This window comes from Streptomyces sp. NPDC006332, from assembly GCF_040612855.1.
Classification (GTDB): Bacteria; Actinomycetota; Actinomycetes; order Streptomycetales; family Streptomycetaceae; genus Streptomyces.
Map to the genome: position 1 here is coordinate 78,853 of NZ_JBEXRA010000030.1, position 17,741 is coordinate 96,593.

Sequence of the window (17,741 nt, forward strand, 5' to 3'; positions counted from 1 at the left end):
GATGGCCTACGTCATCGGGGCCGCCTGCGTCGACATCATGGACCGCTCCTGCGTCGAGGAGTGTCCCGTCGACTGCATCTACGAAGGCGACCGCAAGCTCTACATCAACCCGACCGAATGCATCGACTGCGGCGCCTGCGAGATCGCCTGCCCCACGGAGGCGATCACCGTCGGCCGGCGCGCCGAGCCCGAACACCGCGACGACAACCGCCAGTTCTTCGAACTCGTGCTGCCCGGCCGCGCGCAGCCGCTGGGCACACCGGGCGGCGCGAGCGGCCTCGGAGCCGTCGGCGTCGACGCACCTCTGGTCACCGGGGTGAGCGCATGACCAGCCCCGACGTACTCAAGGCCGCCGACATGCTCATCGACGCCGTGCGTACGGGAATCGCCTGCCCGCCCGTTCGCGCGCTGCTGCCCGAGGGCGACATCAAAGCCGCCTACGCGGTGCAGCGCGTGAACACCGAGCGCGGCGTGGCGAACGGTCGGCGGATCGCGGGCCGCAAGATCGGTCTGACCTCGCCCGCCGTCCAGGCCCAACTGGGCGTCGACCAACCGGACTTCGGGACCCTCTTCGCCGACATGGCGGTGCCCGAGGGTGGCGTCGTCGCGGCCGGGCGCCTCATCCAGCCCAAGGTCGAGGCCGAGGTCGCCCTGGTCCTCGGCGCCGACCTGGCGCACCGCGACTGCACGGTGGCCGACGTCATCCGCGCGACCGAGTTCGCGCTGCCCGCGCTGGAGATCGTCGACAGCCGCAACGCCGACTGGGACATCACCATCGTCGACACCGTCGCCGACAACGCCTCCAGCGGTCTGTTCGTCCTCGGCGGCACTCCCGTACCGCTGGCCGACCTCGACCTGCGCGGCGTCCGGATGACCATGACCCGGGGCGGCGAGGCGGTCTCCGAGGGCACCGGAGCCGACTGCCTGGGCGGCCCGCTCAACGCGGCGGCCTGGCTCGCCTCGACCCTGGCAGCCGCGGGCGACCCGCTGCGGGCCGCGGACGTCGTGCTGACCGGAGCGCTGGGCCCGATGGCCGTCGCGGCGCCGGGGGACCGATTCGAGGCACGTATCAGCCAACTGGGCCACGTGGCGGTCGAGTTCGCGACAAAGGGAGACGAGTCGTGAGTACCCGTACCAAGGTCGCCGTCATCGGCTCAGGCAACATCGGCACCGACCTCATGATCAAGGTGCTGCGGCTGTCGGAGAGCCTGGAGATGGCCGCGCTGGCCGGCATCGACCCGGCCTCCGACGGCCTGGCACGCGCCCGCCGCCTCAAGGTCGCCACCACGCACGAGGGCGTGGACGGACTGGTCGCGCTGGACGAGTTCGCCGACGTACGTGTCGTCTTCGACGCCACCTCCGCGGGCGCCCACCGCCACCACGACGAGGTGCTGCGCGCCCTAGGACGGACGGTGGTCGACCTGACCCCGGCCGCGGTCGGCCCGTACGTGGTTCCGCCGGTCAACCTCGACGCCCACCTCGACAGCCCGAACCTCAACATGGTCACCTGCGGCGGCCAGGCCACCATCCCGATCGTCTCCGCCGTCTCGGCGGTGACCCCCGTCCACTACGGGGAGATCGTCGCCTCGATCGCCTCGCGCTCGGCGGGGCCGGGCACCCGCGCCAACATCGACGAGTTCACCGAGACCACCTCCCGCGCCATCGAGAAGGTCGGCGGCGCGGCCCGCGGCAAAGCCATCATCGTCCTCAACCCCGCGGAACCCCCGCTGATCATGCGGGACACCGTGCACTGCCTGGTCTCCGAGTGCGACGACGCGGCCGTCACCGCGTCCATCGAGGAGATGGTCGGGCGCGTACAGGCATACGTGCCCGGATACCGCCTCAGGCAGAAGGTGCAGTTCGACCGGATCGCCTCCGACGACCCGCTGCGCCTGCTGGTGCCCGTCGGCACGACGCCGGTGAAGGTCTCGGTGTTCCTGGAGGTCGAGGGTGCCGCCCACTACCTCCCGGCCTACGCCGGCAACCTCGACATCATGACCTCGGCCGCGCTGCGCACCGCGGAACGCCTGGCCGCCCACCAGAGCAAGGAGGCGGCCAAGTGACCACCTTGTACGTCCAGGACGTGACCCTGCGCGACGGCATGCACGCCGTCCGGCACCGCTACACCATCGACCAGGCCCGCAGCATCGCCGCCGCCCTCGACACCGCGGGAGTGCGCGCCATCGAGATCGCGCACGGCGACGGGCTGTCCGGCTCCAGCATCAACTACGGGGTGGGCGCACACACCGACTGGGAGTGGATCGAGGCGGTCACCGGCGCCGTACGCCACGCGATCCCCACCACGCTCCTGCTGCCCGGCATCGGCACCCTCCACGACCTCAGGCAGGCCCACGCCCTGGGTATCCGCTCGGTACGCGTGGCCACCCACTGCACCGAGGCCGACATCTCCGCCCAGCACATCGCCGCCGCGCGGGAGCTGGGCATGGACGTCGCCGGGTTCCTGATGATGTCCCACATGGCCGAGCCCGCCGAACTGGCCCGCCAGGCCAAGCTGATGGAGTCCTACGGCGCCCACTGCGTCTACGTCACCGACTCCGGTGGCCGGCTGACCATGGACGGCGTCCGCGACCGCTTCCGCGCCTACCGTGACGTCCTGGACCCGGCCACGGAACTCGGCATCCACGCCCACCACAACCTCGCCCTGGGCGTCGCCAACAGTGTGGTCGCCGTCGACAACGGCTGCACCCGCGTGGACGCCTCGCTGGCCGGTCAGGGCGCCGGCGCCGGAAACTGCCCGCTCGAGGCGTTCGTCGCCGTCGCCGATCTCATGGGCTGGGAACACGGCTGCGACCTCTTCCCACTGATGGACGCCGCCGACGACCTCGTACGCCCCCTCCAGGACAGGCCGGTGCGCGTCGACCGCGAGACCCTCAGCCTCGGCTACGCCGGGGTGTACTCCAGCTTCCTGCGCCATGCCGAGACCGCGGCGGCCCGCTACGGCCTCGACACCCGCGCGATCCTCGTCGAGGTCGGCCGCCGCGGGATGGTCGGCGGACAGGAGGACATGATCATCGACGTCGCCCTGGACCTCGCGGCGGGAGCCCGGGCGTGAACCCGCTCCCCGCCCTGCGGATCGGTGTCCGCGTTCCGCCCTGCGACCGTGCGGACCGCCTGGTCGAGACCGTACGACGGGCGGAGCACCTCGGCTTCGACGACGTGTGGTTCCCCGACTCCCAACTGCTGTGGCGGGACGTGTTCACCACACTGACCGCCGCCGCGCTGGGCACGGACCGGATCGGACTCGGCACCGCGGTCACCAACCTGGCGACCCGGCACCCGGCCGTCGTCGCCTCGGCGGCCCGCAGCGTCGCCGAACTCGCCCCCGGCCGCTTCACCCTCGGGCTTGGCGTGGGCAACAGCTCCGTCGGGCCCGTCGGCCTGCGCCAGACCACCTCGGCGGCCATGCGCGAGGGACTCGGCATGCTGCGGGCGCTGCTGGACGGCCATGAATGGGAGTTCGACGGCTTCCAGGGCCCGGTCCGCTCCCGACTGCGCGACCCGCAGCCCCACGTGCCCCTGCACCTGGCCGCGAGCGGTCCGAAGAACCTGCGCCTCGCGGGCGAGGTGGCCGACGGCGTGATCCTCCTCAGCGGCGTCTCGCCGAGGACGCTCGAGGGCGCCTCGGCGCGCGTACGGGAGGGCGCGGAGGCGGCCGGCCGCAGCGTCGACGACCTGCCGCTGACCGTTTCCGCCTTCTGCGCGGTGACCGACGACATCGAGGCCGAGGCCCGCCTGATCAAACCCATCTGCGCCTCGATCGCCCAGAACGGCGGCGCGCCCTTCCTCGCCCTCGCGGGCATCCACGTCGACGTCCCCGCGACGGTCGAGGGCGTCTATCCCGACCTCGTGCACGCGGAGGACTGGGACACCGCGGTCGACATCTGCTCGGCGTGGATCAGCGACGAGGCGGCGCTCCTGTTCGCCCGGGAGTTCTGCCTGTTCGGCACCCCCGCGCAGATCACCGAACGCCTCGACGCCCTGCACGCCACCGGCGTCACCGGTGTGTTCCTCCAGCACGTCGGCTCCTACGACCCGCCCACCGACTTGATCGAGGCCGTCGGCACCTCGGTGCTGCCGGCCCTGTCCCACTCCGCCCGAGCGAAGGCAGGCCAGCGATGACGGACTCCATGCGCAAGGATCCGGTGCGAAAGGGCTATGTGCCCAGCCCCTTCGGCCAGTTGCACTTCGCCGAATGCGGTACGGGCGAACCCGTACTGCTGCTGCACCAGACCCCGCGTTCCTGGACCGAGTACCTCGAAGTGCTGCCGCTCGTCGGCACCGTACGCCGGGGGATCGCCATGGACACCCTCGGCTTCGGCGCCTCCGCCAAGCCCGACGGGCCGCACTCCATCGAGCGGTTCGCCGACGCCGCCGGCGCCCTCATCGAAGCCTTGGGACTGGACCGCTTCCACCTCGTCGGGCACCACACGGGCGGGGTGATCGCAGTCGAACTCGCGGCCCGGTACGAGGACCGGGTCGCGAGTCTCCTGCTGTCCGCCACGTCCTTCGTCGACGAGGAGAAGCGCCGTACGGCGGGCGGCCGCAAGCCCGTCGACCACGTCGATCCAAAGCCCGACGGCTCGCACCTGGTCGAGCTGTGGAACCGTCGCCGCGGCTTCTACCAGGAAGGGGAGGAGGCCGCCCTCAACCGTTTCATGGTCGACGCGCTCACGGTGCTCGACCGGGTGGAGGAGGGCCACGAGGCGGTACGGCGCTACGCGATGGAGGAGCGCCTGCCCAGCGTCACCGCACCGACCCTGGCGGTCTGTGCCTCGGGAGACCACTACTCCCTCCCCTCCCTGGAGAAGTTCGCGGCCGCGCTCGGCTGCGAGACCCGCGTCCTGTCCGGCGGCCACGTCCCGGTCCTGGAGCAACTGCCCGAAAAGTTCTCGAAAGTCGTCCTGGAATGGGTGACCGCCGCGTAGGGCCTGTCCGGCGGATCAAGTCGCAGGAAACAGGCGGTGCCTCATTGACGCTGGTGAGCGGGGCTTGGCGCGTCCAGCTGCAAGGCGGAGGAGGGCGTCGACGCGATGGGGGAGTCGGCAACCGACGACAACGCCGGTGGGGGTACCTCCCGCTCGAGCGAAGCCGAGAGCGGGGGAGGTCGTGCCAAGCCCCGCGTCTGCGGCATGATCCGCCGGACAGGCCCTAACGGTCCGCCGCGTGACCGGTCACTTGAGCCCGATGTGAGCACCGGGCCCGAGCGGCAGGTCGAACCCGTAGAAGATCCCCAGGATGGCCAGCCACGCCACCAGGAACGGCCCCGCGAAGATGGCCAGCCGGGAGATGAGCGTGCCGAGCCGGGCCTCGGGCTCGTACTCACGGAGCATCGCGAGGACGAGGAACACGTACGGGTTCATCGGTGTGAGGACGCCGGTCGCGGAGTCGCCGATACGGAACGCGGCCTGGCTCAGCGCCGGACTCATGCCCATCAGCATGAACGCGGGGATGAAGACCGGTCCGACCAGGGACCACAGGGCGGAACCGGACAGGATGAAGAGGTTGAGGCAGGACACCAGCAGGACGAACGCCATGATCGCCCAGAAGCCGTTCACGCCCAGGGAGTTGAACACCGCGGCCGCCTTCACGGCCAGCAGCACCGCGACGTTGGACCAGGTGAACAGGGCGATGACCTGCGCGGCGACGAACATCATGACGATGTAACCGGACATGGTCTTCACCGAGTCGGTCACCGCGGTGACCGCGTCCTCGGTGCTGGTGAGCGTCTTGACGGTGATCCCGTACGTCAGTCCCGCCAGCAGGAACGCACCGAAGAGGACCGGGACGATTCCGCTGAGCAGCGGCGAGGGCACATAGGCGCCGCCCTCGCCGCGCAGGGGCGCCCCCGGCGGCAGCCACAGGGCGAGGACCGCGCCCAGAAACACCACGACGACGACGCCCGCCAGCAGCAGGCCCCGGCGCTGGACGGGAGTGAGGCGCACGTCCTGTCCGGCCGGCTCGTCGCCGGCCGGCTCGTACGGCCCGAGGCGCGGCTCCAGGACGCGGCTGATGAGGAATCCGCCCAGCAGCGCGAGCACGACGCTGCTCGCCGCGGTGAAGAAGTAGTTGATGAGCAGATGGATGTCGAGCCCGTCGGCGGCCGGGAGCACCGCGGCGGCCTGCTGGGTGATGCCCACGTACAGGGCGTCGAGCGAGCCGATGGTGAACCCGGCGGCGTAGCCCGCGGTGACACAGGCGAAGCCGCCGATCAGGCCCGCCGCCGGATGACGCCCGGCGTTCTTGAAGACCAGCGCCGCCAGCGGCGGGAGCACGATGGCCGCGACATCGCTCATCATGTGCGCCTGACTGGCGATCAGGGCCACGGCGTACGGCAGCAGGGCGCGCGGCACCCTGGCCAGGGTCGCCCGCATCGCTGTCTCCAGCAGACCCGTCTTCTCGCACAGTCCGACCACCATGATGAGGACGAGTACGGCGCCGATCGGCGGGAACGTCGCGAAGTTGGGGATCAGGTTCTCCACCAGCCAGCGCAGTCCCTCGCCGGTGAACAGGCCGGTGATCGCCTTGGTGTCGTCGGTGCCGGGGACATCCACGGAGACATCGGCCAGGGCGAGGGCGGTGGAGACGACGCCCAGCAGGAGGAAGAGGGCGGCGAACAGCACGATCGGGTTGGGCAGGGCGTTGCCCGCCCGCTCGATGAGCGCGAGGACGCGGTCGAGGACACCGCGCCGTTGCTTGTCCGGGGTTTTGCCTGCCGGAGCGGGGAGGCCGGTCAATGAGGAGGAGGACATCAAGCCCGCCTTCCGGTTGGTGTGGTCGGCAGCAGGTCCTTGCGGACCGTTCCGTCCTGGACGACACAGACGATGTTCGCGGGATCGCCGAGGACACCGATGTCCGTGAGCGGGTCGCCGTCGCAGAGGATCAGGTCGGCGGTGCGGCCGGTGGTGAGCGTACCGAGCCGGTCGGCCACGCCCAGCAGCTCGGCGGAGGTGCGGGTACCGGCCACGATGGCGGTCATCGGGTCCATACCCAGGTCCACCAGATAAGTGAGTTCCATCAGGTTCACGCCGTGCGGACCGACGGCGGCGTCGGTGCCGAGCGCGATCCGGGCACCGTACTCGATGGCCCGGGCGATGTTCTCCTTGGTGATGCCCGACCAGCGGACCTTCTTCTCGTAGTGGTAGTGCGGCATCGTGTCCTTGTTGATGCCGGCGTACACGGTGGACAGGGTCGGCACGACGAAGGTGCCGCGCTCGCCGGCCAGATCCAGGGCGCGCTCGTCGAGACCGTAACCGTGCTCGATGCTGGTGACGCCGCCGCGCAGTGCGTTGAGGATGCCGGCGTTGCCCTGGGCGTGCGCGGCGACCGGCTTGCCGCCGTGGCGCCGTGCCTCGTCCACGACGGCACGGATCTCCTCCTCCAGCAGGCCCTCGTCGTCGGGTTGGTCGTACGGGCTGCCCATCCCGCCCGTGGCGCAGATCTTCACCAGGTCGGCGCCCTCGCGCAGTACTCGGCGCACGGCGAGCCGGGCCTCGTCGGAGGTGTCGGCGATCTCGGACATCCCGGCGCTCAGGTCGGTGCCGTCGGGCAGGCGCACGTCGGCGTGACCGCCGGTGTGGCTGATGATCCGCACGGCCGTGTGCAGCCGTGGGCCCACGATCCGGCCGCTCTCCACGGCGGTACGGTAGCCCGCGGACAGGCCGCCCAGGTCACGGGCGGTGGTGATACCCGCGTCGAGGGTCTGGCGCAGTCGGGCGGCCGTGTCCAGAGTGACCAGCACGGGATCGAGTTCGGCGCGGCGGCCGGGGGGCGAGCCCTGCGCGTAGGCGAGGTGGACGTGGCAGTCGAAGAAGCCGGGCAGTACGGTACGGCCTCCGGCGTCGATGGTCCGGACGGCCTCGGTGCCGGGCGGGGCCGTCGCGGCGGGTCCGGCGTAGGTGATGGTTCCCTCGGCATCGGTGACGACGACGGCGTCGTGCACGGGGGCGGCCCCCGTGCCGTCGATGAGCCGGGCGTTGTGGACACGCAGAGCGGTCCTGCCGGTCTCTCGCGTGGTGGTGTCCGTCGGGGTACCGGTCGTGGCATCCGTCATGGCGGGCGATTCACTCCTCCGATATGTGAAACAGGCGATTGGAGTGTGGAATGCACGAGAAAACTGTGGGTCACAGCGCAGCTTTCGACCCCGATTCCGCCCAGGTGCGCAGGAACGCGCCGCCCGGAGGAGCGCAGGATTTCGCCGCGCTGGGGCTGGACGAACTCGACCGCGCCGTCGTGCACGCGCTCCAGATCCGCCCTCGGGCCCCGTGGACGCTCGTCGGTGAGGTCCTCGCCATCAATCCGGTGACCGCCGCCCGGCGGTGGCACCGGATGGAGGAGGCGGGGCTGGCCTGGGTGACGGCCTACCCGCGGCTGACCAACTCCAGGATCGTGGTCACCGCGATCGTCGAGGTGGACGCGGAACCCGGCGCCGCCGAGGACGTGGCACGGATCCTCGCCGCGGACCCGGAGGTGGCGAACGTCAAGCTCATGGCGGGCGGCCGGGACCTGGTGGCCTCCGTGCAGGCCCGGGACCTGGCCGAGCTGGCCCGCCTCACCACCCTGCTCTTCCAGGGCACCCCGGGTGTACGGGCGACGCGTACCCATGTGTCGACGGGAGTGCCCACCGAGGGCAGCCGATGGCGGTTGCGCAGCCTGGACGCCGTCCAGTGCGCCCGGATCGAGGCGGCCCTCCCGGTTCCGCCGGCGAGCACGGACACGACCGGCTGGGACGACCTCGACGAGCGGCTCGTGGAACTGCTGAGCACCGACGGCCGCATGTCTCTGCGCCGGCTGGCCGCGGAGACCGACACGGGCCTGACGACGGTGCGCCGCCGACTGCGGTCACTGCTCGCCACCGGAGTGAGCCTGCGCTGCGACCTCGCCCGCCCGCTGTCCGGATGGCCACTGTCCGCCGTGTACTTCGCCTCCGTACCGGCTCAGTACCTGGAGGAGACGAGCCGCGCCCTGTCCGGCGTACGGGAGGTCCGGTCCTGCGCGATAACGGCGGGTCCGCACAACCTCGTGATCGACGTCTGGCTGCGCGCCCTGGCCGACGTGCACACCTTCGAGGCCCACCTGTCGGGCCGACTGCCACGCCTGACCATCGGCGACCGGTCGGTGGTACTGCGCACGGCCAAGCACATGGGCCGGCTGCTGGACGGAGATGGCCGCTGCGTGGGCGTCGTCCCACTCGGCCATCCGCACGACGGGCGTGACACGCTGTTGGGCGGGTAGGTGCCTGACGGTGTGTCGCGGAGTGGTGGAGTCCGGTTCCGGCCCGTGCTCAGGTCGTGGCGGTGCGGCTGGCGACTTCGGTGACTCGCAGGTCGTGCGCGATGCCCGAGCCTGGCGCCGGCCCCGCGCTGTCCGTCAGCGGAGCCCGCGCCAGGCAGGCGTGCTCCCCTCTGTGTGAGAGGGAAGGCGGGTTCGGGGACCTCGATGGGTCAGGGACGCTTGCCGACCTCGTGCGTGGCCTGCGTCCAGACGCGGGCCTGCTCGCTGAGGGTGATGCCCAGGCCGGGACGGCCGGAGAGATGCATGCGGCCGTCGCTGATCTCCAGGCGCTCGTTGAACAGCGGCTCCAGCCAGTCGAAGTGCTCCACCCACGGCTCGATGGAGTAGGCGGCGGCGAGGTGGACGTGGATCTCCATGGCGAAGTGCGGGGCCAGCTGGAGGTTGTTGTGCTCGGCGAGGGCGGCGAGCTTGAGGAACTGGGTGATGCCGCCGATCCGCGGAGCGTCGGGCTGGATGACGTCGGCGGCGCCGTGGCGGATGAGCTCATAGTGCTCGGCGACGCTGGCCAGCATCTCGCCGGTGGCGATCGGGGTGTCCAGGGAGGCGGCGAGCGCAGCGTGGCCCTGCGTGTCGTAGGCGTCGAGCGGCTCCTCGATCCAGATGAGACCGAAGTCCTCCATGGCGCGGCCCATGCGCTGCGCAGTGGGCCGGTCCCACTGCTGGTTGGCGTCCACCATCAGCGGCACGTCGTCGCCGATGCGGTCGCGGACGGCGCTCAGCCGGCGCAGGTCCTGCTTGGTCTCAGGGTGACCGACCTTGATCTTGATGCCGCCGATGCCGCTGGCGAGCGAGACGGTGGCGTTGTCGAGAAGCTGCCCGGTGGGGGTGTGCAGGAAGCCGCCGGAGGTGTTGTAGCAGCGCACCGAGTCGCGGTGCGCGCCCAGCAGCTTGGCCAGCGGCAGCCCGGCGCGCTTCGCCTTCAGGTCCCACAGCGCCACGTCGATGGCGGCGATCGCCTGGGTGGCGACACCGCTGCGCCCGACCGACGCGCCGGCCCACGCCAGCTTGGTCCACAGCTTGCCGATGTCGCTGGGGTCCTCGCCGATCACGTTGTCGACGATCTCCTTGGCGTGCGCGAACTGGGCGGGACCGCCGGCGCGCTTGGAGTAGCCGAAACCGACGCCCTGGTGGCCCTCCTCGGTCTCGATCTCCACGAACAGGAACGCGACCTCGGTCATCGGCTTCTGCCGCCCGGTGAGGACCTTGGCGTCGCTGATCGGCGTGGCCAGCGGCAGGGTGACCGAGGAGAGCTTGACCCAGGCGATGGTGTCGAGGGTGGCTTCGCCGTGAGTGCTGACGGCGGAGCTGGCTGTGTGTGTCATGGTCGCCACTGCATGTCCCTGGTGTGTGAGGCGGATGTGATCGATCTGCCGGTCGTGGCCGGTCAGCCGTGAAGGAGGGCAGCCGGTCCCGTTGTGCAGGACGAGAAGGCCGGCGCAGGTGGGGGGCGCGGGCGTACCGGCGCTCCTGCGCGGCGTCGTCCCGGCTCAGGTGGTTCTGGGAACGTGTCCCAGGATGCCGCGAAGGCCATGGCCGGGGTTGTGAGGCTGCTCTTGCATGACTGAGGTGCTCCCAGAAGAAGGCGGACAGCCGCGTCGCATCCGTACCGGTGCAGCAGGCTGCTCGCCGTTGTTCTCCCTCACGCTAGGGTCGGTGATCAATCCACGTCCAACACAGTTTTTGGATGATCCAATACCTGGAGTGAATCATTGTTCACGCTGACACAGCTGGTGAGCTTCGTCGCCGTCGCAGAGGAGCTGCACTTCACACGGGCTGCGGAGCGGCTACAGATGACCCAGCCACCGCTGAGCAGACAGATCCAGCTCCTGGAGCGCGAGTTGGCGGTGCAGTTGCTGGACCGCACCAACCGCACCGTCCGCCTCACGCCCGCCGGACGGTCGTTCCTCAACGAGGCGCGCACCATCCTGCGCCAGGTGGAAGCGGCCACGCTGTCGGCCCAGCAGGTCTCCGCAGGTGAGGCCGGCGCGATCGCCATCGGATTCACCGCGGCCAGTGCCCACTCCGTACTGAGCACTCTCCTGGAGGTCGCCCGCTCCGTCATGCCCAACACCGAGATCATCCCGCGCGAGGAAGTCACACGGGTCCAACTCGATGCAATCACTGATGGATCGCTAGATCTCGGGATAATCCGCCCTTCCAGGACCGGGCCCGACCTCGCCATACGCCCTGCCATCAGGGAGGGCCTGCTGGTGGCCCTGCCGCGGAACCATCCCCTGGCGGCGGGGGAAGGTCCTTTGCCGGTCCACACGTTCGACGAGCAGGAAGTGCTCATGTACTCGCCGGTCGGAGCACAGTACTTCCACGAGTTGCTGGTCAGCATCTTCCGCGCCTCCCATGTGGCACCTCGGCACGCCCAGTACCTCAGTCAGGTCCCCAGCATGCTGGCCATGGTCAACGCAGGCTGGGGCATCGCCTTCGTCCCGGACTCGGCAACGCAGATGGGCCACCCCGGCGTCAGGTTCAGGCCGCTCGAGCTGCCCGATCCGACGCCGGTCGAGTTGCATTTCGTGTGGCGGAAAGCCAACGACAACCCGGCGTTGCACACCTTGATCCGGCACATGTGACATGTGAGCGATACATGCGCGTCACCCTCTGATCAGGCGCAGAAGGTATCGCAGCGGGCGCCGACCCGCTGATGCGTCGCACCGCACCAACTCCGCCACGCTCGTCGGCAGCCTCGGCGGGCTCGTGCAGGATGTCGAAGGCCTGGCTGGCGGCGGCTACGGCGAATTGCCCGCCGGGCACTTCCGCGGTACGGGTCCGTCTACAACTTGCCCGTCCTGAAATCCGCGCTGCTCTTGAGGACCGCGGAGTCCACGGTCCAGCTCTCCGGCTGGACCCTTTCCCAGAGACTTCCCTTGCCGGCTTCCCTGCCCAACTGGTCTTCCCGACGGAACCACTCCTCAGCGGTCCTGATCCTGTTGGGGTGGATTTCGTCGAGCAGGGCGTAGTCCCTGGTGATGATCCCGTGCTTCCACACATTCCAGAAGCCGGTGAAGTTGTCACGGAAACTCATGGTGCTCTTGTCGTCGGGGTCGGCGTTGTATCCGGCAGGGTGGTCGGCGATCCCCTTCAGGTCCGGGCTGTTCCAGTACGCGTCCAGATCGGTGTCGACGTACTGCGCCGGGTGCCCGGTGACCTTCTCGAACGCCGCGGCCATGTCGGCATAGGTCATGTGCTCGATGGCGACTTCGAGGTCCATGCCGTTGGCCCGTTCCGGGTGGTCGAAGAGCCAGCGGACATAGAATCCGCAGTCCTCCAGAGCCACGTGCGGAACGGCCCCCTCTCCGAGCGGGGCTCGCCACGTGACGACACCGTCCTCGACGGCGGGCGTCATGGGCGTGAGCGGTGAGATCACCATCTCGATATAGGGACCCGAAGTGAAGACCGCCGCTCCCATCCGGTCGCTGTTCTTTTCGTTCTGGAACAGTACCCATTCGGCCATGCGGCCCTTGCCGTCATAGTGGCCGGTGCGGAACCTCGAGTCGTAGCCCGACTTCTTCAGGGCGTAGTCGAGGTTTCCGTAGACGAAGAACTTGATACCTTCTTCGATCGCGATCTCATACGTGCGGATGGCCCAGTAGGTCTCCGTTTTCTCCCCGGTGTTGAAACCGTCAATGTTGATGAACGCCCCGTCGCATCCGCGAAATCCTTCGCGTAGTACGTCCTCGTCAGCGAACGTCCCTTCGAGGATGGAGACGTTGCCGAGCGCGACGAGCTCCTGGGCTCGGGGGGAACTGGCGTCCCGGGTGAGGACCTTGACGGAGTACTTCTTGTCCGCGACAAGAGCGCGGACAACAGGCATCCCCTGGGCCCCCGTGCCGCCGATGACGAAGATGGAGGAGGTGGCATGAGTAGACATGGGTGCGACTCCAAAATGGAAACCGATCGGTTTCCAATACGGTACACCGATCGGTTTCCAGGCGGCAGGCGCACAGGTACCGTCAGGGCCCCCACGGCACTCTTCTGACGCGCGAGACGCCGACGTGGACGGGAACATAGGGGCAGCAGGACCGGTCGACCTGCGGCGACCACTGCCTCGAAGCGGGTGCTCGCTCCCAGCTTGCGCATCGCGTTGCAGCGACAGTCGTCGCCCGCCTTTCGGCGTTGCTGCAGTCCAGCGCCACCTGCCCAAGGACGTCGAGTTCTTGGGGTGACAGGGGCGGGCCCGGTACCGAGGATGCGGCGGAGGGTGAGGCCAGACGGTCGGCCGCGTCGAGCAGCCGACCGCTAATCCGGGCTGATCACCGTAAGCATGGGCCCGCGTATGGCGACATCCGTCCCTACTTTGACGCTTCCCCTTAATGGGGTGATCATGACGAGCTGATCCGACACACTGGTTCGATGCGACACGATGATGAACAGCCTTTGTCCGGCGGCAACGTCAGTGATGGTGTCGTTCGCGTCGGGGACACCGTTCGCCGTCCGGCCGGACCATGGACTCCCGCTGTGCATGCCCTGCTTGCCCACCTGCACGAGGTGGGATTCGGCGCGGCGCCTCGTCCGCTCGGCATTGACGATCAGGGGCGTGAGGCCCTGACCTTCATGCCGGGAGATGTGGTCTGGCCCGACCGGTTCTCGCTGATGGAACCCGCTCGTCAACTGGCTCGCGTTGCACGGCTGATCCGGGACTTCCACGACGCCGTGCAGGACTTCACGCCGCCCTCCGATGCGCGGTGGCAGACGCTGATCCCCGCTGAGGGCAGTGACATCATCGCCCATAACGACCTGGCCCCCTGGAACCTCGTGGTCGCAGACGAGGCGCGGTGGGCATTCATCGACTGGGACACTGCAGGTCCCGGCTCGCGCCTGTGGGATGTCGCATACGCCATTCACGGGTTCATCCCGCTGTCCGCGCATCCGGACTGGCAGAGCCCGGACGCGGCGGACCGGCTGCGAGTCTTCGCCGACGCTTACGGTCTCGCTGAGTCCGAGCGTCGTCGGTTGGTTCCTTTACTGGGGCGCCGTACGCGTTCCATGCACGACTTCCTGCGCGACCAGGCAGCCCAAGGAGCCCAGCCCTGGGCAAGGCTGTGGGCTGAAGGCCATGGCGACGCCTGGCGAAACGACGCCGAATACATCGAGCAACGCGAAGACCAGTGGATGCGGGCCCTGCTTGCTGCCTGACGCCGGTCCGGGGAGGCGTTCGTGCAAGCGTCACGCTTCCGGGAGGACCTATTCGATTGTCTGACCGCGCGCGGGATCGAACAGTTCGACCTCATCGACGCATTTTGTGCGCGGACGGGCCGGTGACCTCGCCGGTGGATCAGACGCTGGTGGCCGAGCATCGGCGCGGGCACGGCGCTATGTACGAGGCACTGAACCACGGGAGTGTGAATGTGCCCCGGCTGCGGCAGATGCTTGCCGGTCTGCCGATGCCGCGGGCCCCCGACGGGCGCCTTGTCCTGGCGGTCGACGTCAGCAGCTGGCTGCGCCCCGACGCGCCGACCCGCGCGGATCGCGGTTCTGCCACGTCTACGGTCGCAGCGGGCGCTCCTCGGATCAGTTCATCCCCGGCTGGCCGTTCTCCTTCGTCGCCGCCCTGAAATCGGGCCGGACATCCTGGTGCCAGCTCCTGGACGCCGTCCGTCTCGGGCCCGATGACGACGTCGCCGAGGTCACCACCACCCAACTCCGCCGCATGGTCGAGGACCTGATCGAGATGGGCCGCCGGCACTTGGACGGCCTCAATCAGAGTGGCCGTCCGGTGCGGTGGGCGAGGTTTTCCGTACCCGTCAACCCCGACGATCGGCAGGGGTCGCTGGTGCCGTTCGGCTCGGGTTCCTGGCTGTCCCCGCTTCTACGTTCAGTCCCCATGGAACAAGAACCACGAGAGAAGATCAGAGCTGGCCGGCTGCTTGGTGCTTTGGGCGTCCTGGGTGTGGGGTCGGGAACGGTCGTCTGGCTTTCCCCGGATGGGCTGGGTGAAGCCGGTGCCGTTCAGGCCACTGGAGGAGCATCGGCGTCCGCGTACCGGTCGGTTACTCGGACGGTGGCAGACGCGCCGTCGTGGGTGGGCCCACTCCTGGAATTGGCCACCGAGGGCACTCTGGTGCTTCTCGGAATGTTGCTGGCCTGGACCTGGTGGACAGCAGTCCGCCGCAAGGATCTACGAGAGGCCGCCGGATCGGTGTTGACCGGTTGCGGCACCGTCGCGGCCTACGCGGTGAGTGAAGCAGTGAAGCTGGTGGTGGACGAGGAGCGACCTTGCCGCGCGCTGCGCACGGGGGCCGACCTCATCGCGGAATGCCCTGGCGCGGAGGACTGGTCCTTCCCGAGCAACCACGCCACCCTGGCCACCGGGATGGCCGCCGGGATGGCCGCCGGAATGGTCGTGCTTCGGCCGCGCCTTGCCGCAGTCGCGCTGCCGTTGGCCGGGGCCGCCGCGCTGCTGCGTGTCTTGGTGGGGGTCCACTATCCGCACGATGTACTCGCCGGCGCGATCCTCGGCGCCATTGTGGTGGTGGCCGTACTGCTCACGGTCCTGCCACTGGCTCAGCGGGCGGCATCACGTCTGGGATGGCCCAGGAACCATCCCGGCCTCGTGGGCAACGACAGCGGCAGCAGCGCGGTTGTCCACGCCCAGCCTCGCCAGGATGGAACTCACATGGGCTTTCACGGTCCCCTCCACCACATGCAAACGCTGGGCGATCTGCCCGTTGGACAGCCCACTGCCGAGGAAGGCCAGGACCTCCCGTTCCCGGGCGGTCAGGGAGTCGACTCGGGCGCGGGCGGCGGAGCGCCGGCCAGCCAGGGTGCCCGCGCCCGTCGCGGCGAGGTGCGCGACGACCCGGGACGCGACCTTCGGTGACAGATAGGCGGCGCCGTCGGCCACCGCCCGGACCCCGGTGATCAGTTCCTCGGGCTCACCCGATTTGATCAGGAAGCCGGTGGCGCCACCACCGAGTGCTCGCAGGATGTAGTCGTCCTCACCGAACGTCGTCAGCATGACGACGCCCGTGCTGGGCGCGGTGCTGCGGATTTCCGCCGCCGCGTCGATGCCGTTCAGCCCCGGCATACGGATATCGAGCACGGCTACCGCAGGGCGGTGACGCCGAACCAGTTCCACGGCCTCGCGTCCGTCACCGGCCTCGGCGACGATCTCCATGTCCGGATCCGCGGCAAGAACGGCGCGTACTCCCGCCCGGATCATCGGCTCGTCGTCGGCGATCAGCACCCGGATCATCGAGCACTCAAGGGGTGAGCGCGTCCAGGGACATCAGGATGCCGTCCCGGAAGCAGAGCCGGTAAGCGTCGCCGGACCTGTTGTCGAACCGGTCGGCCGTCATCGCGTAGTACTCGCACGTTATGCCGTCTCCTGTCGGCTCGGCAGTTAGCGGTCGGTAGTTCGTCTGCCGGTCCGGCAGGAAACGCACCACCTCAGACCGATCTTGCCCCACGCGCAGCCGAGAATAGTCACCAGGTTCCAAGACCGACCGGGACGCCGACAGCATCTCCCATCCCATGAGTGCTCCGCTCAGCACCGCTCCTGTCACCAGGGGCACCATGACCGCAGCGACCAGAGTCCGCCTGACGAGGCGCCGAGCACGGCGATGGCCCTGCGGCAACTGGCCGCCGGTTCGGGAGGCCGCGGGCGCGCGGAGCCGTGGCGGCTGTGACGCAGGTGCGTGCGGGATCAACGCGCTGACGGTAAAGCCCCCGTCGCGCGGACCATGATCGAACGAACCGCCGGCCAAGCGCACACGTTCTTCGAGACCGATGAGACCATGCCCCCCACTCCGTGGCCGGGGCTGCAGGTTGGCCGCGGATGATGGCGGGCCGTTCTCTACGACGACTCTTGATTCCGTTGCCGTATGCGTGACTTGGACGGTCGCCGTCGCGCCTGGCGCGTGCTTGGCAACGTTGGTCAGCGCTTCCTGCACGACGCGATGAACCGCCCCCTCCGCTACTGGTGGCAGGTCGTCCGCCGTGCCGTCGGTGTACAACTTCACCGCGAGGCCGGCCGCGGAGGCCTCTTCGATCAGGTCTGCGGGACTGGATCCGTTAGGGGCCGTCGGCGCGTCACCGGTCTCTTCGCGCAGGACACCGATCACCTCGCCGAGACGCTCCACTGCGCCTGCCGCCTTGGCCCTGATGTCGCCTGCGGCCTTTCGATGGTGTTCTTCAAGACCCGGCGCGAGCTTCAGGCCACCGGCCGACAAAGCGATCAGACTGAGGTCATGGCCCAGTACGTCATGCATGTCCTGCGCGATACGCGCTCGCTCGCGCCGTCGGGCCTGCTCAGCGACCAACTCCTGTTCGCGTTGCAGTAGTTCTGCACGATCCCAACCGGCCCGGACAAGCTGCTGATACTGGCACCAGAACCGGCCCGCCAACCAGGGCAGCATCGTTGCGACGACCACCACTGTGACAAACCGGCTGGCAAACGACAGCCAGGCAGGCACGAC

At 69.2% G+C, this 17,741-nt stretch carries 15 protein-coding genes and 2 pseudogenes; 11 read left to right on the forward strand and 6 right to left on the reverse strand.

The features are described from left to right. The first annotated feature begins 1 nt into the window (after nt 1). Genes fdxA through ABZ027_RS25630 form a run of 6 tightly spaced genes read left to right on the forward strand, consistent with a single transcriptional unit; the run spans nt 2 to nt 4,946 of the window. Nucleotides 2-328 carry a ferredoxin gene (gene fdxA, locus ABZ027_RS25605; RefSeq protein WP_356772188.1) on the forward strand — a complete coding sequence of 109 codons (327 nt, stop codon included), beginning with the start codon at nt 2-4 and terminating at the stop codon, nt 326-328. Next, nucleotides 325-1,125, forward strand: a complete 801-nt coding sequence (locus ABZ027_RS25610) for a fumarylacetoacetate hydrolase family protein (protein WP_356772190.1) — start codon at nt 325-327, stop codon at nt 1,123-1,125. Before fdxA ends, ABZ027_RS25610 begins: the two co-directional genes overlap by 4 nt. Continuing rightward, nucleotides 1,122-2,063 carry an acetaldehyde dehydrogenase (acetylating) gene (locus ABZ027_RS25615; protein WP_356772192.1) on the forward strand — a complete coding sequence of 314 codons (942 nt, stop codon included), beginning with the start codon at nt 1,122-1,124 and terminating at the stop codon, nt 2,061-2,063. The genes ABZ027_RS25610 and ABZ027_RS25615 overlap by 4 nt, the downstream gene beginning before the upstream one ends. Continuing rightward, the gene (dmpG, locus tag ABZ027_RS25620; protein WP_356772194.1) at nt 2,060-3,073 is read left to right on the forward strand and encodes a 4-hydroxy-2-oxovalerate aldolase; all 1,014 of its coding nucleotides are present in this window, start codon (nt 2,060-2,062) and stop codon (nt 3,071-3,073) included. Before ABZ027_RS25615 ends, dmpG begins: the two co-directional genes overlap by 4 nt. After that, nucleotides 3,070-4,140 carry an LLM class flavin-dependent oxidoreductase gene (locus ABZ027_RS25625; protein WP_356772196.1) on the forward strand — a complete coding sequence of 357 codons (1,071 nt, stop codon included), beginning with the start codon at nt 3,070-3,072 and terminating at the stop codon, nt 4,138-4,140. The genes dmpG and ABZ027_RS25625 overlap by 4 nt, the downstream gene beginning before the upstream one ends. Then, the gene (locus tag ABZ027_RS25630) at nt 4,137-4,946 is read left to right on the forward strand and encodes an alpha/beta hydrolase (RefSeq protein ID WP_356772198.1); all 810 of its coding nucleotides are present in this window, start codon (nt 4,137-4,139) and stop codon (nt 4,944-4,946) included. The genes ABZ027_RS25625 and ABZ027_RS25630 overlap by 4 nt, the downstream gene beginning before the upstream one ends. Nucleotides 4,947-5,192: 246 nt before the next feature. Here the strand turns inward: ABZ027_RS25630 and ABZ027_RS25635 are convergent, their stop codons facing one another. Together ABZ027_RS25635 and ABZ027_RS25640 are read right to left on the reverse strand one after the other, a co-directional pair. Then, nucleotides 5,193-6,770 carry an AbgT family transporter gene (locus tag ABZ027_RS25635; RefSeq protein ID WP_356772200.1) on the reverse strand — a complete coding sequence of 526 codons (1,578 nt, stop codon included), beginning with the start codon at nt 6,768-6,770 and terminating at the stop codon, nt 5,193-5,195. After that, nucleotides 6,770-8,071: an amidohydrolase family protein gene (locus ABZ027_RS25640; protein WP_356772202.1), complete on the reverse strand. Its 1,302-nt coding sequence runs from the start codon at nt 8,069-8,071 to the stop codon at nt 6,770-6,772. The genes ABZ027_RS25635 and ABZ027_RS25640 overlap by 1 nt, the downstream gene beginning before the upstream one ends. A 50-nt stretch (nt 8,072-8,121) precedes the next feature. On the opposite strand from ABZ027_RS25640, the gene ABZ027_RS25645 reads away from it, so the two are divergent. Continuing rightward, entirely contained in the window at nt 8,122-9,252 is a 1,131-nt protein-coding gene (locus ABZ027_RS25645) for an Lrp/AsnC family transcriptional regulator (RefSeq protein ID WP_356772203.1), read from the forward strand. Nucleotides 9,253-9,461: 209 nt separating this feature from the next. Here the strand turns inward: ABZ027_RS25645 and ABZ027_RS25650 are convergent, their stop codons facing one another. Next, nucleotides 9,462-10,634: a mandelate racemase/muconate lactonizing enzyme family protein gene (locus ABZ027_RS25650; RefSeq protein ID WP_356772205.1), complete on the reverse strand. Its 1,173-nt coding sequence runs from the start codon at nt 10,632-10,634 to the stop codon at nt 9,462-9,464. Nucleotides 10,635-11,021: 387 nt separating this feature from the next. Between ABZ027_RS25650 and ABZ027_RS25655 the strand changes: the two genes are divergently transcribed. Further along, nucleotides 11,022-11,897 (forward strand): LysR substrate-binding domain-containing protein, encoded by an 876-nt coding sequence (locus tag ABZ027_RS25655; RefSeq protein ID WP_356772207.1) that lies wholly within the window; start codon nt 11,022-11,024, stop codon nt 11,895-11,897. Between the two features lie 200 nt (nt 11,898-12,097). Here ABZ027_RS25655 and ABZ027_RS25660 read toward each other — a convergent pair whose 3' ends face one another. After that, entirely contained in the window at nt 12,098-13,333 is a 1,236-nt protein-coding gene (locus tag ABZ027_RS25660; RefSeq protein WP_356772209.1) for an NmrA family NAD(P)-binding protein, read from the reverse strand. A 344-nt stretch (nt 13,334-13,677) separates the two neighbouring features. Between ABZ027_RS25660 and ABZ027_RS25665 the strand changes: the two genes are divergently transcribed. The 3 genes and pseudogenes from ABZ027_RS25665 to ABZ027_RS25675 all read left to right on the forward strand — a co-directional run. Beyond that, complete coding sequence (locus ABZ027_RS25665; RefSeq protein WP_356772211.1) at nt 13,678-14,460, forward strand: aminoglycoside phosphotransferase family protein; 783 nt, start codon at nt 13,678-13,680, stop codon at nt 14,458-14,460. A gap of 21 nt (nt 14,461-14,481) precedes the next feature. Continuing rightward, a pseudogene (locus ABZ027_RS25670) lies at nt 14,482-14,995 on the forward strand (transposase); the annotation flags it as partial. A gap of 153 nt (nt 14,996-15,148) precedes the next feature. Further along, nucleotides 15,149-15,802, forward strand: a pseudogene (locus tag ABZ027_RS25675) (phosphatase PAP2 family protein); the annotation flags it as partial. 39 nt (nt 15,803-15,841) lie between these two features. On the opposite strand, the gene ABZ027_RS25680 reads toward ABZ027_RS25675, so the two are convergent. Next, nucleotides 15,842-16,519: a response regulator transcription factor gene (locus ABZ027_RS25680; RefSeq protein ID WP_356772213.1), complete on the reverse strand. Its 678-nt coding sequence runs from the start codon at nt 16,517-16,519 to the stop codon at nt 15,842-15,844. A gap of 7 nt (nt 16,520-16,526) precedes the next feature. Then, nucleotides 16,527-17,738 carry a histidine kinase gene (locus ABZ027_RS25685; RefSeq protein ID WP_356772215.1) on the reverse strand — a complete coding sequence of 404 codons (1,212 nt, stop codon included), beginning with the start codon at nt 17,736-17,738 and terminating at the stop codon, nt 16,527-16,529. Between the last annotated feature and the right edge of the window lie 3 nt (nt 17,739-17,741).

What these genes read in the sequence shown, in the direction of transcription:
- fdxA (WP_356772188.1), top strand. Translation starts at nt 2, where the DNA reads ATGGCCTACGTCATCGGGGCCGCCTGCGTCGACATCATGGACCGCTCC.
- ABZ027_RS25610 (WP_356772190.1), top strand. Translation starts at nt 325, where the DNA reads ATGACCAGCCCCGACGTACTCAAGGCCGCCGACATGCTCATCGACGCC.
- ABZ027_RS25630 (WP_356772198.1), top strand. Translation starts at nt 4,137, where the DNA reads ATGACGGACTCCATGCGCAAGGATCCGGTGCGAAAGGGCTATGTGCCC.
- ABZ027_RS25635 (WP_356772200.1), bottom strand. Translation starts at nt 6,770, where the DNA reads ATGTCCTCCTCCTCATTGACCGGCCTCCCCGCTCCGGCAGGCAAAACC.
- ABZ027_RS25640 (WP_356772202.1), bottom strand. Translation starts at nt 8,071, where the DNA reads ATGACGGATGCCACGACCGGTACCCCGACGGACACCACCACGCGAGAG.
- ABZ027_RS25645 (WP_356772203.1), top strand. Translation starts at nt 8,122, where the DNA reads ATGCACGAGAAAACTGTGGGTCACAGCGCAGCTTTCGACCCCGATTCC.
- ABZ027_RS25650 (WP_356772205.1), bottom strand. Translation starts at nt 10,634, where the DNA reads ATGACACACACAGCCAGCTCCGCCGTCAGCACTCACGGCGAAGCCACC.
- ABZ027_RS25660 (WP_356772209.1), bottom strand. Translation starts at nt 13,333, where the DNA reads ATGTTCCCGTCCACGTCGGCGTCTCGCGCGTCAGAAGAGTGCCGTGGG.
- ABZ027_RS25665 (WP_356772211.1), top strand. Translation starts at nt 13,678, where the DNA reads ATGCGACACGATGATGAACAGCCTTTGTCCGGCGGCAACGTCAGTGAT.
- ABZ027_RS25680 (WP_356772213.1), bottom strand. Translation starts at nt 16,519, where the DNA reads ATGATCCGGGTGCTGATCGCCGACGACGAGCCGATGATCCGGGCGGGA.